The sequence below is a fragment of the Bacteroides sp. AF29-11 genome (assembly GCF_003602895.1).
Lineage (GTDB): Bacteria > Bacteroidota > Bacteroidia > Bacteroidales > Bacteroidaceae > Bacteroides > Bacteroides uniformis.
Genome location: NZ_QTLY01000003.1, coordinates 427,414 through 444,008, shown reverse-complemented (window position 1 = coordinate 444,008; position 16,595 = coordinate 427,414). Strand labels below are relative to the sequence as shown.

12 protein-coding genes are annotated in these 16,595 nt (G+C 47.2%); 10 read left to right on the top strand and 2 right to left on the bottom strand.

Going from position 1 to position 16,595, the window contains the following annotated elements; genetic code table 11:
- The first annotated feature begins 140 nt into the window (after positions 1-140).
- Positions 141-1,421 (top strand): serine dehydratase subunit alpha family protein, encoded by a 1,281-nt coding sequence (locus DWZ03_RS07300; RefSeq protein WP_120129388.1) that lies wholly within the window; start codon positions 141-143, stop codon positions 1,419-1,421.
- 107 nt (positions 1,422-1,528) lie between these two features.
- Here DWZ03_RS07300 and DWZ03_RS07295 read toward each other — a convergent pair whose 3' ends face one another.
- Positions 1,529-2,101 (bottom strand): peptidylprolyl isomerase, encoded by a 573-nt coding sequence (locus DWZ03_RS07295; protein WP_005833142.1) that lies wholly within the window; start codon positions 2,099-2,101, stop codon positions 1,529-1,531.
- Between the two features lie 489 nt (positions 2,102-2,590).
- Between DWZ03_RS07295 and ilvD the strand changes: the two genes are divergently transcribed.
- From ilvD to ilvC, 5 genes are all read left to right on the top strand, one after another.
- Complete coding sequence (gene ilvD / locus DWZ03_RS07290; protein WP_120129386.1) at positions 2,591-4,393, top strand: dihydroxy-acid dehydratase; 1,803 nt, start codon at positions 2,591-2,593, stop codon at positions 4,391-4,393.
- Positions 4,394-4,484: 91 nt separating this feature from the next.
- A complete protein-coding gene (gene ilvB / locus DWZ03_RS07285) occupies positions 4,485-6,236 on the top strand; it encodes a biosynthetic-type acetolactate synthase large subunit (RefSeq protein ID WP_057087213.1) in 1,752 nt (583 codons plus the stop codon).
- 32 nt (positions 6,237-6,268) lie between these two features.
- Positions 6,269-6,829, top strand: a complete 561-nt coding sequence (gene ilvN, locus DWZ03_RS07280) for an acetolactate synthase small subunit (RefSeq protein WP_005833135.1) — start codon at positions 6,269-6,271, stop codon at positions 6,827-6,829.
- Positions 6,829-7,578 carry an acyl-[acyl-carrier-protein] thioesterase gene (locus tag DWZ03_RS07275; RefSeq protein ID WP_034523242.1) on the top strand — a complete coding sequence of 250 codons (750 nt, stop codon included), beginning with the start codon at positions 6,829-6,831 and terminating at the stop codon, positions 7,576-7,578. The genes ilvN and DWZ03_RS07275 overlap by 1 nt, the downstream gene beginning before the upstream one ends.
- Positions 7,579-7,628: 50 nt before the next feature.
- Positions 7,629-8,672, top strand: coding sequence for a ketol-acid reductoisomerase (gene ilvC, locus DWZ03_RS07270; RefSeq protein ID WP_005833131.1), 1,044 nt, complete (start codon positions 7,629-7,631; stop codon positions 8,670-8,672).
- A gap of 61 nt (positions 8,673-8,733) precedes the next feature.
- Here ilvC and DWZ03_RS07265 read toward each other — a convergent pair whose 3' ends face one another.
- On the bottom strand, positions 8,734-10,629 hold the full coding sequence (locus DWZ03_RS07265; protein ID WP_057255858.1) for an AAA domain-containing protein: 1,896 nt from the start codon (positions 10,627-10,629) through the stop codon (positions 8,734-8,736).
- Between the two features lie 132 nt (positions 10,630-10,761).
- Between DWZ03_RS07265 and DWZ03_RS07260 the strand changes: the two genes are divergently transcribed.
- From DWZ03_RS07260 to DWZ03_RS07245, 4 genes are all read left to right on the top strand, one after another.
- A complete protein-coding gene (locus DWZ03_RS07260) occupies positions 10,762-13,005 on the top strand; it encodes an aconitate hydratase (protein WP_057087214.1) in 2,244 nt (747 codons plus the stop codon).
- A gap of 3 nt (positions 13,006-13,008) precedes the next feature.
- Positions 13,009-14,169: an NADP-dependent isocitrate dehydrogenase gene (icd, locus tag DWZ03_RS07255; RefSeq protein WP_005833125.1), complete on the top strand. Its 1,161-nt coding sequence runs from the start codon at positions 13,009-13,011 to the stop codon at positions 14,167-14,169.
- Positions 14,170-14,181: 12 nt separating this feature from the next.
- Positions 14,182-15,525, top strand: coding sequence for a citrate/2-methylcitrate synthase (locus DWZ03_RS07250; protein ID WP_009037962.1), 1,344 nt, complete (start codon positions 14,182-14,184; stop codon positions 15,523-15,525).
- Positions 15,526-15,771: 246 nt separating this feature from the next.
- A complete protein-coding gene (locus DWZ03_RS07245; protein ID WP_016272993.1) occupies positions 15,772-16,542 on the top strand; it encodes a DUF1295 domain-containing protein in 771 nt (256 codons plus the stop codon).
- The last annotated feature ends 53 nt before the right edge of the window (positions 16,543-16,595 follow it).

The window sequence follows — 16,595 nt, the reverse complement described above, 5'->3', positions numbered from 1 at the left end:
AATAGCGTTGCAAGCGAAAGAAGAGGGCGTTTTCAATTAGCACCCTCTTTCTTTTTGACTTATGTTTTGCCACCGAATCTGATTTTTTTATTAGTTTTTTCCTACATTTGCATATTGAATAATCAAACAGTGGAAACAAAATGACAGAAATTGAGAGACGACAGATTAATGCTTTAGTTAAATCTGAGGTGGTTCCTGCCATAGGTTGCACAGAGCCTATAGCTGTGGCATTATGTGTGGCAAAAGCTACAGAAGTTCTTGGTAAACGTCCGGAAAAGATAACAGTCCTTTTAAGTGCTAATATCTTGAAGAATGCAATGGGGGTGGGTATTCCTGGTACCGGTATGATTGGATTACCTATTGCTGTGGCATTGGGAGCCTTAATCGGTAAATCAGCATATCAATTGGAAGTTTTGAAAGATAGCACTTCTGATACCGTGGAAGAAGGAAAGCGCTTTATTGATGAGAAGCGAATCCATATATCATTAAAAGATGGCATTGAAGAGAAACTTTATATTGAAGTTTGTTGTGAGGCGGGAGAAGATAAATCTACGGCAGTCATTGCGGGCGGGCATACTACCTTTATATATATAGCGCTCAACAATGATATATTGTTGAGCAGGCAAGCAGAAGCCTCTACAGAAGCAGAGGAGAAAGCTCTTGATTTGTCTTTACGTAAAGTCTATGATTTTGCAATGACCACTCCGTTGGACGAGATTCGATTCATTCTCGAGACAGCCCGTTTGAATAAGGCTGCGGCCGAGCGTTCTTTTGAGGGTGATTACGGTCATGCTTTGGGGAAAATACTTCGTGGTACCTATGAACATAAAATTATGGGGGATAGTGTGTTTTCTCATATCTTATCTTATACCTCTGGTGCATGCGATGCTCGTATGGCAGGTGCTATGATTCCGGTTATGAGTAATTCCGGTAGTGGTAACCAAGGTATTTCAGCTACTTTACCGGTACTTGTTTATGCAGAAGAGAACGGAAAGTCGGAGGAGGAAATTATCCGTGCTTTGATGTTGAGTCATTTGACGGTAATTTATATCAAGCAGAGTTTGGGACGGTTATCTGCCTTATGCGGTTGTGTGGTTGCTGCCACGGGTTCCAGTTGCGGTATAACTTGGCTGATGGGAGGCACATACGAGCAGGTGGCATATGCTGTACAGAACATGATTGCCAATCTTACCGGAATGATTTGTGATGGTGCCAAACCCAGTTGTGCATTGAAAGTAACCACCGGAGTTTCAACCGCAGTGCTGTCGGCTATTATGGCTATGGAAAACCGTTGTGTAACTTCCGTGGAAGGTATTATTGATGAGGATGTGGATCAAAGTATCCGTAATCTGACAAAAATCGGTTCTAAAGGAATGAATGAAACGGATAAATTGGTATTGGAGATAATGACAAGTAAATAATATAGAAATTAAAAATTAAAGAATTAGAAATTAAAGAACCAAGCTACACTGTATTAAGCATGCCGCGTGGTAATTCTTTAATTTCTAATTCTTTAATTTTTAATTCTTTAGTGGCAGCATCCGCCTCCACATTCATGGTCGCCGCATCCGTCGCCACAGTCACCACAACCGCAGCTGCCGCAACCGCCACCCATCATACGGGCAACTTCAGCAAGCTCTTCGTTCGTAGCCGGACGGCTTTCCACCACTTCTCCGGTAAAGTTCAAATCACAACCTGCGAGTGGATGATTCATGTCCATTACAACTACGTCTTCCTTTACTTCTACTACACTTCCATTGATGCGTTGACCTTCAGAAGTCATCAAGGGGATGACGGCGCCTTCCACTACACGGTCGCTGTCGAATTCTCCTTCTATCATGAAGATTTCTTTGGGGAGGTCAATAACATGGTCGTCGTCATATTCACCATAAGCTTCTGATGCCGGAATGGTAAAGTCGAATTTATCGCCTATCTGCAAGTCTTTTATCTGGGCTTCAAAGGGTTCGAGTGTCATTCCCAGACCTGAGATAAACTGAAAAGGATGCTCTACGGGTGCTTCTTCTTCGAAATCTTTTTCTCCGTTTTCGATTGAGTACAGCTTATATGCTACGGTGATGTACTTGTTTTCTACTGTTTCCATTAATTTTCTATCTTTATTTAATTAGTAAATACTTTTTTTTGAGTATTTGAAGAGACAAAGATACGAATTTTTTGTTTCGGGATGTAGAGAGCCTTTGGTAATTTTCAGATTATTAAATGGTTTCAATGATTGGCAATACATTTACATTGGCTGTCTGAATGGTTCTATTTAGAACTGTTAAGTGATAAAATAGGATTTTAGGGCGACATTTTCTTACGATTATTCATATTTATCTTATTTTTTTCTTCAATTTGTTTGGAGATTATAAAAAAGCCCTTACCTTTGCAGCACGTTTGAAACAAAAAAGAAGAATTAAGTTATGAATTTATATACATCTATTAACCTGGCAGTCCTGCATATTATTCGCGTCGTGGTGGTGGCATCAAGAGCGTGAGAAAGGTTATGTATGTATTCGTACGTTAGAAGATAATTTATTAAGCCTTTCTCACTATAGTGGGAGAGGCTTTTTCATTAAAAGGAGATTTGAAAATGAAGCATCAGTTACGCAGCTCGTTCAGCACACAAGGTCGCCGCATGGCGGGAGCCCGTGCATTGTGGACGGCGAATGGTATGAAGAAGGAACAGATGGGTAAGCCCATTATCGCTATAGTCAATTCATTTACACAATTCGTCCCCGGACATGTACACCTGCACGAAATAGGCCAGTTTGTAAAGGAAGAGATTGAAAAGCTGGGGTGTTTTGCTGCGGAGTTCAATACGATTGCCATTGACGACGGTATCGCTATGGGACACGACGGTATGCTTTATTCCCTGCCTTCAAGAGATATCATTGCCGATAGTGTGGAGTATATGGTAAATGCCCATAAGGCGGATGCTATGGTTTGCATCAGTAACTGTGACAAGATTACTCCGGGGATGTTGATGGCGGCTATGAGGCTGAATATACCGACTGTGTTTGTTTCAGGCGGTCCGATGGAAGCCGGGGAATGGAACGGACAGCATTTGGATTTGATTGATGCCATGATTAAATCTGCTGATGAAAGTGTGGGCGATAAAGAGGTGGCACAGATTGAGCAACATGCCTGCCCCACTTGCGGATGCTGCTCAGGCATGTTTACCGCTAATTCCATGAATTGCTTGAATGAAGCGATTGGATTGGCACTGCCCGGTAACGGCACGATTGTAGCCACTCACGAAAATCGCAAGAAACTATTTGAGGATGCAGCCAAGTTGATTGTAGAGAATGCCTTTAGATATTATGAAGAAGGGGATGAGAGTGTACTCCCGCGCAGTATTGCTACCCGCGAGGCATTTTTGAATGCCATGACGCTGGATATTGCGATGGGCGGTTCCACTAATACGGTACTTCATTTGTTGGCTGTGGCTCACGAAGCCGGAGCGGATTTTAAGATGGACGACATTGACATGCTCTCCCGCAAGACCCCCTGCTTATGCAAGGTGGCTCCCAATACCCAAAAGTATCATGTACAAGACGTTAACCGTGCCGGTGGTATCATTGCCATCATGGATGAGCTTGCCAAGGGCGGATTGGTCGATACGAATGTCCACCGTGTGGATGGAATGACGTTGGCAGAGGCAATCGACCGGTATAGTATTACCAGCTCTAATGTATGTAAAGAGGCAATCAAGAAATACTCCAGTGCGGCAGCCGGAAAGTTCAATCTGGTACTCGGCTCACAAAATGCGTCTTATAAGGAACTCGATACGGACCGTGCGACCGGTTGTATCCGTGATTTGGAACATGCATACAGCAAGGATGGCGGTCTGGCGGTTTTGAAGGGAAATATAGCTCAGGACGGTTGCGTTGTCAAGACTGCCGGTGTAGACGAGAGTATCTGGAAATTTACGGGGCCAGCGAAAGTCTTCGACTCACAAGATGCGGCTTGTGACGGTATTCTGGGTGGAAAGGTGGTCAGTGGAGACGTCGTCGTCATCACTCACGAAGGGCCGAAAGGTGGACCGGGTATGCAAGAGATGCTTTATCCTACTTCTTATATCAAATCCCGCCATCTGGGTAAGGAGTGTGCATTGATTACCGACGGGCGTTTTAGTGGCGGTACTTCCGGACTAAGTATCGGACATGTTTCTCCCGAAGCGGCTGCCGGTGGTAATATCGGCAAGATTAAGGATGGGGACATTATCGAAATTGATATACCGAACCGTTCTATCAATGTGAAGTTGACGGATGAAGAGCTTGCAGCACGCCCTATGACTCCGGTAACCCGCAACCGTGAAGTCTCCAAAGCATTGAAAGCATATGCCAGTATGGTGAGTTCCGCTGACAAAGGGGCTGTGAGGCTGATTGATTAAAAGCCCCCCTTTCCGAAAGCGAGGGGAGGAGAGAATGAAACAAATTTTTCAAGCTACTATTGAGCTTTTAAATATAATGAATAGATAAAGTATGGCTGATAATAATAAAAAGAGTAACTTTTCCTCCCTCTCCCAAGGAGAGGGTCGGGGTGAGGCTCTAATAACAGGCGCAGAAGCATTGATGCGCTCTCTGGAGCATCAGGGAGTAAAGACTATTTTCGGTTATCCGGGAGGGAGCATCATGCCGGTATTCGATGCCTTATACGACCACCGGAAGGAATTGAACCACATCCTGGTTCGCCATGAACAAGGAGCAACCCATGCGGCACAAGGCTTTGCACGTGTATCAGGCGAGGTTGGCGTTTGTCTGGTTACCAGTGGACCGGGTGCTACCAATACTATCACGGGCATTGCAGATGCCATGATTGACAGTACGCCTATCGTTGTCATTGCCGGCCAGGTAGGGACGAACTTCTTGGGTACGGATGCATTTCAAGAAGTGGACTTGGTAGGCATTACTCAGCCTATCACGAAATGGAGTTACCAGATTCGTCGTGCAGAAGATGTGGCCTGGGCAGTGGCACGTGCTTTCTATGTGGCAAAGAGCGGACGTCCGGGACCGGTCGTGCTGGATTTTGCTAAAAACGCCCAAGTGGAGAAAACAGAATATGCGCCTACTAAGGTGGACTATGTCCGTAGCTATCTTCCCGTTCCCGAAATGGAGCCGGAGGCCATACGGCAGGCTGCTGAATTAATAAATGGTGCGGAACGGCCTTTGGTGCTGGTAGGACAAGGCGTGGAGCTGGGAGAAGCCCAGCAAGAGCTTCGTGCTTTCATTGAGAAAGCCGGAATGCCTGCCGGATGCACTTTATTGGGACTTTCCGCATTACCTACGAACCATCCGTTGAACAAAGGAATGCTTGGTATGCACGGTAACCTGGGGCCCAATATCAATACCAATAAATGTGATGTCCTTATCGCCGTAGGCATGCGCTTTGATGACCGTGTGACGGGTAAATTGGAAACATATGCCAAGCAGGCGAAGATTATCCACTTTGATATTGACCCTGCCGAAATAGATAAGAATGTAAAGACCGATGTTGCTGTCCTGGGAGATTGCAAAGAGACACTGGCTGCCGTTACCCAATTGCTGGAACCCGCCAACCATCAGGAATGGATTGACAGTTTCCGGCAATACGAGGAAGTGGAAGAGGAAAAGGTAATCCGTCCGGAATTACATCCGGCAGGAAAAGCGCTAAGCATGGGTGAGGTGGTGCGTGCTGTGAGTGAGGCTACCCATAACGGGGCGATATTGGTGACTGATGTCGGCCAGAATCAGATGATGTCCGCCCGTTATTTCAAATACAGCAAGGAACGTAGCATTGTTACTTCCGGTGGCCTGGGTACTATGGGCTTCGGCCTTCCGGCAGCTATCGGTGCCACTTTTGGACGTCCGGACCGCACGGTATGCGTATTCATGGGAGACGGCGGCTTGCAGATGAACCTGCAGGAACTGGGTACCATCATGGAACAAAAGGCTCCGGTGAAGATGATTCTGTTGAACAATAACTTCTTGGGCAATGTTCGTCAATGGCAGGCGATGTTTTTCAATCGTCGTTATTCGTTTACTCCGATGATGAATCCGGATTATATGAAGATTGCTTCGGCATATGATATTCCTGCACGCAGGGTAATGACCCGCGAGGAGCTGGCAAAAGCGATTGACGAGATGATAGCAACCGACGGACCGTTCCTGCTCGAAGCTTGTGTGGAGGAAGAAGGAAATGTAATGCCGATGACACCTCCGGGCGGTTCGGTCAATCAGATGTTGTTGGAATGCTGAAGTCATGCGAAATTAAAGAATTTACTCTATCTATGGATAAAAAACTATATACAATCATTGTTCATTCGGAAAACTTTGCCGGTTTGCTGAATCAAGTGACGGCTGTGTTTACCCGTCGGCAGATAAACATCGAAAGTTTAAATGTATCGGCCTCCTCCATCAAGGGGGTACATAAATATACCATTACCGCTTGGACGGACAAGGATACCATTGAAAAGGTGACCAAGCAGATTACCAAGAAAATAGATGTGCTGCAAGCCCATTATTTTACGGATGATGAAATCTATCAGCACGAGATTGCTCTCTATAAAATAACGACCCCTACGCTGGAAGAAAAACCGGAGGTGTCCAAAGTAATCCGTAAGTACAATGCCCGTATTGTGGAGGTGAATGCTGTATTTGCCATTGTTGAGAAGAATGGCATGAGTGAGGAAATAACCAATCTTTATGAGGAGTTGCGCCAGTTGGATTGCGTACTTCAGTTCGTCCGTTCGGGTCGCGTAGCCATTACGACCAGCTGCTTTGAGCGTGTCAATGAATATCTGGCGGACCGTGAAGCAAAATATCGTCAAAGTAAACACCAGGAATCATGATGAGCGAGAACAATAAGATAGGTACCTACAAGTTTGTTGCCGAACCGTTTCATGTCGACTTTACCGGACGGCTGACAATGGGAGTATTGGGCAACCATTTGTTGAATTGTGCGGGTTTCCATGCCAGCGACCGCGGTTTTGGCATCGCGACTCTAAACGAGGACAATTATACTTGGGTATTGTCCCGTCTGGCTGTCGAACTGGATGAAATGCCTTATCAGTACGAAGATTTCTCCATTCAGACTTGGGTGGAGAATGTCTATCGCCTTTTTACAGACCGTAATTTCGCTATCATCGATAAGGAGGGTAAGAAGATTGGGTATGCACGTTCCGTTTGGGCGATGATTAGCATGAATACCCGTAAGCCGGCAGATTTGCTGGCTCTTCATAGTGGCAGCATTGTAGATTATGTTTGCGATGAGCCTTGCCCGATAGAAAAACCTTCGCGGATAAAGGTGGCCTCAAAGGAACCGGTTGCTGCTTTGGTAGCCAAATACAGTGATATTGACATTAACGGGCATGTGAACAGCATCCGTTACATCGAGCATATCCTTGATTTGTTCCCGATAGAGATGTATAAGGAGAAGCGCATCCGTCGTTTTGAAATGGCATATGTAGCCGAAAGCTATTATGGGGATGAGTTGACTTTGTTCATGGATGATGCCGGTGAGGGCGTTTACGATGTGGAGGTGAAAAAGAATGGCAGCGAAGTGGTCTGTCGTTCTAAAGTGATATTTACAGAGAAATAAATAAATTTATCAACGTTGGCGTAAGCCACAAATAAAAATTAAAACAAAAAATGGCACAATTGAATTTTGGCGGTGTTATTGAGAATGTAATGACCCGCGAAGAATTTCCTTTGGAAAAAGCACGTGAGATTTTGAAAGATGAAACAATTGCAGTAATCGGTTATGGCGTACAAGGCCCGGGCCAGGCTTGCAACTTGCGTGATAACGGTTTCAATGTGATTGTAGGACAACGTCCGGGTAAGACATACGAAAAGGCTGTGGCTGACGGATGGGTACCGGGTGAGACTTTGTTCGGCATCGAAGAGGCTTGTCAGAAAGGTACTATCGTCATGTGTCTGTTGTCTGACGCAGCTGTAATGTCTGTATGGCCGACTATCAAACCTTATTTGACTCCCGGGAAGGCTCTTTACTTCTCTCATGGTTTTGCTATTACCTGGAACGACCGTACCGGCGTGGTTCCTCCTAAAGATATTGATGTTATTATGGTTGCTCCCAAAGGTTCCGGTACTTCACTTCGTACCATGTTCCTCGAAGGGCGTGGCTTGAACTCATCATATGCCGTCTATCAAGATGCTACGGGTAAGGCTTTTGACAAGACGATTGCACTGGGTATCGGTATCGGTTCGGGATATTTGTTCGAGACAACTTTCATCCGCGAAGCCACTTCCGACTTGACCGGTGAACGCGGTTCATTGATGGGTGCTATCCAGGGATTACTGTTGGCTCAGTATGAAGTATTGCGCGAAAACGGCCATACTCCTTCTGAAGCATTCAATGAAACAGTGGAAGAGTTGACTCAATCTTTGATGCCATTGTTTGCCAAGAACGGTATGGACTGGATGTATGCCAACTGTTCTACTACGGCACAGCGTGGTGCGCTGGATTGGATGACCCCGTTCCATGATGCCATCAAGCCGGTTGTACAGAAATTGTATGCAAGTGTGAAGTCGGGCAACGAAGCCCAGATTTCTATCGACAGTAACTCCAAACCCGATTATCGTGAGAAGCTGAATGCAGAATTGAAAGCCTTGCGTGAAAGCGAAATGTGGCAGACAGCTGTTACAGTTCGTAAACTTCGTCCGGAAAACAATTAATCAGCTTTATATAAATAGGTGAAATACCCTCTTCGGTGTTACCGGAGGGGGTATTTCTTTATTATTGATTCCCTATATTTTGAATAAACTCCAATAGCTTCCGGTAAAAACCGTGATGTTTCAGCGTCTCTGCCTCTCCCAATATCACCAGCTTCATACGTGCCCGGGTGATGGCTACATTCATTCTCCTTAAATCATTCAGGAATCCTATCTGTCCTTCTTCGTTGGCACGGACAAGGCTGATGAAGATAACATCGCGCTCTTGCCCTTGGAAGCCATCCACCGTATTTACAGTGAACAAGCTGCGATAAGGCTTGAGTGAAGCGTCTGCCTTTATCTTGCTACGGAGATATTGCACTTGTGCCTTGTAAGGGGAGATGATGCCGATGTCTATTTTTTCTTCCAGAATGCGGTTGCCACCGATACGGTTGATGTAGATTTTCAGTTCTGATAGGAGCAGGTCCGCTTCCGCCTTATTAATGCGTCCGAAAGTCTCTCCCACAAATTCTTCTTTGAAATCCATTTCGGAGGTGTCAATCCAGTGGATGGGGGTATCCCAGTCCAGGATGCCCCGGTAACGCACTTCGGGAGCGGCTTCCAACTCGCCATTATAAAACCATTGGGAAGGAAATTTCATGATTTCCTCGTGCATGCGGTATTGCACTTTCAGCAAAGAGACAACGGCAGGTTTGTTGGACACCACTTTCTCCATCAATGTTCGTTCCAGACCTCCACGGGCGGCTTCGTGGCATTTTATGGTGGGCGGAAGTTGGCAGTGGTCACCCGCCAATACCACGCGGTCTGCTTTTCGGATAGCTATCCAGCAGGCAGCCTCTAAGGCCTGGGCTGCTTCATCAATGAAAAGGGTGCCGAAACGGCGTCCGTTCAGCAGCCGGTGATTGCTGCTTACCAGCGTGGAGGCTATGACGTGTGCCCCATCAAAAAGCTCTGCATTGATTTGTATTTCCAATGCGGTGGCGCGGTCGCGCAGGCGGCTCATACGGCTGCGTACTCCTTCGCGTTCGTCATAGCTGCCACGGCGGGCACGGCTGCCCAGTTCACGGAGATTTTTCCGGATGCTCCACAGTTCCGGATAAAGCGGATGGTTCTCGAAACGACGCTCGTAGGTAAAGGAAAGCATCTTGTCGTTGACACGGGTCGGATTGCCGATACGCAGGACATTGACGCCACGGTCCACAAGTTTTTCCGAAATCCAGTCGACGGCAGTATTGCTTTGGGCACATACTAGTACCTGCGGTTCCCGATGCAGGGTTTCATAGATGGCTTCCACTAAGGTGGTCGTTTTTCCGGTTCCCGGAGGACCATGTACAATGGCCACGTCGCGGGCACACAGCACTTTGTTTACAGCTGTCTCCTGCGTGGAGTTCAGCCAGGGAAACCGTACGGGGTAGAGCTCTCGGAAACCGGCTTTCGAGGTTCCCAGCAATATGTCCCGCAATTCGGCCAGGCGGTTGCCTTTGGAGCGTAACGTATCTTCCAAGGCTTCGAACATGGTCCGATAGGATGTTTCGTCGAAATAAAGTTGCACGCCGAGGTTGTCCGTTTCCTGCACTTCCATCACGGCACCGGCTCCGGGCATTATCGCTACCATCCGTGTCTCGTCGGCATAGCTTACGGTAGCGGTGAAGTTCATATAGGTTATTTTTCCATCGGCAGACTGGCGGAAAAAACATACGGGACGGCCGAACTCAAAATTATGTTCTATATCGGTATTTTCTGTGTGTGTAATTTCTATTACTAATTGATTCAGTGAATTATAGTAACTTCGTCCCGGAGTGGCAGGATACCAGCAAAGTCCCCGTTTCACTTTCCGGGCAACCCCCATGTTTTCGGTTTGGCGTTTGAATTCCTCTTTTTCGTATTCGTATTCCATGCGCAGCAAAAGTTGTTGCTGCTGGAGGTGAATAATAGGACTATTTGAATCTTGTTCCTTCATGGTTGCAAAGGTAATCATTCTTCGCTTCCGACAGAAAAAATGCTTTATTTTGTTAAACTATTCAGCCTTTTTATTTGTTTATGATATTAATTTGTAATCTTTACAATAATGAAAAACTAAAAAATAGTGGTTATGGTATATGATTTAACGATGCTCAAAACGTTTTATGCCGCTTATTCGGAGAAGATAGAACGCGTACGGAACGTACTGCGGCGTCCGATGACTTTAGCAGAGAAAATTTTGTATGCTCATTTGTATGATGGGGATAAAGTGAAGAACTACAGACGGGGAGAAGACTATGTGAATTTCCGTCCCGACCGTGTGGCCATGCAGGATGCAACGGCTCAAATGGCCTTATTGCAATTTATGAATGCAGGCCGTGAGCAGGTTGCCGTGCCTTCCACTGTGCACTGTGACCATTTGATTCAAGCATATAAAGGTGCAAAAGAAGATGTTGCGACTGCTACGAAGACCAACGAGGAGGTCTATAATTTTCTCCGTGATGTTTCTTCCCGCTATGGCATAGGTTTTTGGCAGCCGGGAGCAGGCATTATTCACCAGGTGGTATTGGAGAACTACGCATTTCCGGGTGGAATGATGGTAGGCACGGACTCTCATACGCCCAATGCCGGAGGTTTGGGCATGGTGGCCATTGGTGTGGGTGGTGCCGATGCGGTGGATGTGATGACTGGCATGGAATGGGAATTGAAAATGCCGCGTCTGATAGGCGTACACTTGAAGGGTAAATTGAGTGGCTGGGTAGCTCCCAAAGATGTTATTCTGAAGTTGGCGGGTATTCTTACTGTAAAAGGGGGAACCAATGCCATCATTGAATATTTTGGACCGGGAACCGCTTCATTGTCTGCCACTGGAAAGGCTACCATCTGCAATATGGGGGCAGAGGTGGGGGCGACTACCTCCCTTTTCCCTTACGATGAGCGCATGGGTACTTATTTGAAGGCTACCGGACGTGAAGAAGTGGCAAAAATGGCTGCTTCCGTAGCTGCCGACCTTCGCGCCGACGACGAAGTGCTGGCAAATCCGGAAAAATATTACGACCGCATCATTGAAATAGACCTCTCGCTGTTGGAACCGTATATCAACGGGCCCTTTACGCCGGATGCAGCAACACCGATATCGAAATTTGCCGAGGTAGTGATAACCAATAACTATCCCCGCCGGATGGAAGTCGGCCTGATAGGGTCGTGTACCAATTCGTCCTATCAGGATTTGAGCCGCGCAGCCTCCCTTGCCCGGCAGGTAAAGGAAAAGAATTTGAAGGTTGCTTCCTCGCTGATTGTCAACCCCGGTTCGGAGCAGATACGTGCCACTGCTGAACGCGACGGCATGATTGCCGCTTTCGAAGATATTGGCGCAACGATAATGGCGAATGCCTGCGGACCTTGTATTGGCCAGTGGAAGCGCCATACTGATGACCCTGAACGAAAAAATTCCATCGTCACCTCTTTTAACCGTAATTTTGCCAAACGTGCCGATGGAAATCCCAACACTTTTGCTTACGTCGCTTCCCCGGAGATAACGATGGCGCTGACCATTGCCGGTGACCTTTGTTTCGACCCGTTGAGGGATACGCTGGTCAATGCCAAAGGAGAGGTTGTGAAACTGTCCGAACCGGTCGGTGAAGAACTGCCGGCACACGGGTTTATAGGAGGAAAGGAAGGATACATTGCTCCAGGCAAAGGACAGACGGAAATTACGGTCAATCCTCATTCACAGCGCTTGCAACTGCTGACTCCCTTCCCTGCCTGGGATGGCATGGACTTGCTGAATATGCCTTTATTGATTAAAGTGCAAGGGAAATGTACCACCGACCACATCTCTATGGCGGGGCCATGGCTCCGTTTCCGGGGACATTTGGAGAATATTTCGGACAATATGCTGATGGGGGCTGTCAATGCTTTCAATGGAGAGACGAACAAGGTTTGGAACCGCTCCACCAATACCTATGGAACAGTGTCAGGCACTGCGAAGCTGTATAAATCAGAAGGCATCCCTTCCATTGTCGTTGCCGAAGAGAATTATGGTGAAGGTTCCAGCCGTGAGCATGCTGCCATGGAACCACGCTTCCTGAATGTACGCGCCATTTTGGCGAAAAGCTTTGCCCGTATCCATGAGACGAATTTAAAGAAACAAGGCATGTTGGCGCTGACCTTTACGGATAAGGCCGATTATGACAAGATTCGGGAACGCGACCTGATTTCTGTCATGGGGTTGAAAGATTTTGCTTCGGGACGTACGTTGAAGGTGGTTCTTCATCACGAGGACGGGAGTAAAGAAAGTTTTGAAGTACAACATACGTATAACGAACAGCAGATAGCCTGGTTCCGGGCCGGTTCTGCACTTAATGCAAGATAGAATATGGAAAAAATTACTGTACCTTTTATTACCGGCGATGGAGTGGGAGCAGAAGTGACCCCATCCATGCAGGCTGTCGTGAATGCCGCTGTCAAGAAATCCTATGGTGACCGGCGTGGCATTGAATGGAAAGAAGTGCTGGCAGGAGAACGTGCTTTCCACGAAACCGGCTCCTGGTTGCCGGACGAAACCATGGAAGCCTTCCGCACCTATAAGGTGGGCATCAAAGGTCCTTTGACAACTCCCGTCGGTGGAGGTATCCGTTCCTTGAACGTAGCCTTGCGTCAGACGCTCGATTTGTATGTCTGCCAACGTCCGGTACGTTGGTATAAGGGCATTGTTTCTCCACTCAAAGAGCCACAGAAGGTGGATATGTGCGTATTCCGTGAGAATACCGAGGATATTTATGCAGGCATCGAATGGGAAGCCGGAACTCCGGAGGCTGAAAAGTTCTATCGTTTTCTCCGTGATGACATGGGGGTGACAAAAGTCCGTTTTCCCGAAACCTCCTCGTTTGGCGTGAAGCCCGTTTCGAGAGAAGGAACAGAGCGCTTGGTGCGTGCCGCCTGCCAATACGCCCTTGAGCATCATCTGCCTTCCGTGACGTTGGTACACAAAGGAAACATCATGAAATTTACGGAAGGTGGCTTCAAGAAGTGGGGGTACGAACTGGCAGAACGTGAGTTTGGTAAAGAACTGGCAGAAGGGCGTCTGGTCATCAAGGACTGCATTGCCGATGCATTCTTGCAGAACACGTTGCTTATCCCCGAAGAATATTCCGTGATTGCCACGTTGAATCTGAACGGCGATTATGTGTCCGACCAACTGGCTGCCATGGTAGGCGGCATCGGCATTGCACCGGGTGCGAATATCAACTATAAAACGGGGCATGCCATCTTTGAGGCTACTCACGGGACGGCTCCGAACATTGCCGGGAAAGACATTGTGAATCCTTGTTCCATCATCCTTTCCGCTGTGATGATGCTTGAATATCTGGGTTGGAAGGAAGCTGCCTCTCTTATAGAGAAAGCTTTGGAGCAGAGTTTCACCGAAGCCCGTGCTACTGCCGACTTGGCACGTTTTATGCCGGGTGGCGTCTCGCTGTCCACTTCGGCTTTCACCCGGGAGATTGTAGGAAGAATAGAAAATGGGAATAACGAATAAAACGAAACGATTATGAAGAAGGAGTACCTGATTTACAAGCTTTCCGAAGATTTGAAGGAAGCTACCCGGATTGAGAATGAACTGTTCAGGAAGTTTGATGTGAAGCGCGGTTTGCGTAATGAGGACGGCACGGGAGTCTTGGTGGGGTTGACCAAAATAGGCAATGTGGTCGGCTATGAACGCATCCCCGGTGGAGGGCTGAAGCCTATTCCCGGCAAATTGTTCTACCGCGGTTATGATGTGGATGACTTGGCACACGCCATCATCAAAGAGAAGCGTTTCGGTTTTGAGGAAATTGCCTACTTGTTGCTTTCCGGTCGCCTGCCCGACAAGGAAGAACTCTCTTCTTTCCGTGAACTCATCAACGACAACATGCCGCTGGAGCAGAAGACCAAGATGAATATCATTGAACTCGAAGGAAACAACATTATGAACATCCTGGCGCGCAGCGTGCTCGAGATGTATCGTTTTGACCCTGATGCAGATGACACTTCCCGCGATAATCTGATGCGGCAGAGCATTGAGCTTATTTCGAAATTCCCGACCATCATTGCGTATGCCTATAACATGCTTCGCCATGCCACCCATGGCCGTTCGCTGCATATCCGCCATCCGCAGGAAAACCTTTCCATTGCCGAGAATTTCCTCTATATGCTGAAGAAGGACTACACGGAGCTGGATGCCCGCACGCTCGACTTGCTGCTGGTTCTTCAGGCCGAGCACGGTGGTGGTAACAACTCCACTTTTACCGTACGCGTCACTTCTTCTACCGGGACGGATACTTACTCTTCGATAGCGGCAGGTATCGGTTCCTTGAAAGGGCCGCTTCATGGAGGTGCCAATATCCAGGTTGCCGATATGTTCCACCATCTGCAGGAAAACATTCAGGACTGGACGAACGTGGATGAGATTGATACTTACTTCACCCGCATGCTCAACAAGGAAGCCTATAACAAGACCGGCTTGATATATGGTATCGGACATGCCGTCTATACCATTTCCGACCCGCGCGCCATTCTGCTGAAGGAGCTTGCCCGCGACCTTGCCCGCGAAAAAGGGAAAGAACGCGAGTTCGCTTTCCTTGAACTGCTCGAGGAGCGCGCCATTGATGTGTTTGGCCGTGTGAAGAATAATGGCAAGACGGTTTCGAGTAATGTGGATTTCTATTCGGGTTTTGTCTACGAGATGATTGGGCTGCCGCAGGAAATCTTCACGCCTTTGTTTGCCATGGCACGTATTGTCGGTTGGTGTGCACATCGCAATGAAGAATTGAACTTTGAAGGTAAGCGTATTATCCGTCCTGCCTATAAGAATGTTTTGGATGAGGTGGCTTATGTGCCCATTAAGAAACGGTAAGGATTAGACTTGTATCTTTTAAATCGTTCCATCACGGGGGAAAAATCGTTCCACCATGGTGGAACGATTTTTTCTCCATGGTGGAATGAAATTTACTCCATGATGGAACGATTAGATTTTCGTATCTCTACTGCTTAATCTTCTCAGTAAAAAACACTGGTTTTTGCATGAAAAAACAATTATCCGGGGAAAACGATTTGTTTGTTGTGAGTTTTCTTTATCTTTGCTTCGCATAAATAAAGAACTATGAATCAGGAAACTTTTCAGATATTTCTGTGGGTAATGAGTGCTGTGGCATTGGTTGTCTTTATTGCACTCTATTTTGTCAAAGCGGGTTATGGCATGTTCCGTACTGCCTCGTGGGGAATCTCCATCAATAATAAATTGGCGTGGGTGCTTATGGAAGCGCCGGTATTCATCGTCATGTTTGGGTTGTGGGGGAAGAGTGGAGCGGGATTTGCCGTGCCGGTATATTTCTTCTTCCTGCTGTTTCAGTTGCACTATCTTCAGCGGGCCTTTATTTTTCCGTTCCTGCTGAAAGGTAAAAGCCGGATGCCGGTAGCTATTATGGCGATGGGTATCGTCTTCAACCTTTTGAACGGGATGATGCAGGCGGGCGGTTTGTTCTATTTCGCTCCCGAAGGCTTGTATGCCGATGGCTGGGCCTATTTGTTGAAACCTCATGCCTTGTTGGGAGTCATTCTGTTTTTTGCGGGTATGTTCATCAATTTGCATTCCGACTATGTGATACGTCATTTGCGTAAGCCGGGTGATACGAAGCATTATCTTCCCGGAAAAGGACTTTACCGATACGTCACTTCTGCCAATTACTTCGGTGAACTGGTGGAATGGACGGGGTTTGCCATACTCACAGCTTCTCCCGCCGCCTGGGTGTTCGTCTGGTGGACGTTTGCCAACCTTGTTCCCCGTGCCGATGCCATTCACTGCCATTATCGGGAGGAGTTTGGCGATGAGGCGGTAGGAAAGCGCAAACGCATCATTCCATTTCTTTATTAATGGAAAATGGAAAGTTGAAAATGGAAAATGAATAATTCATAACTTATAATTCA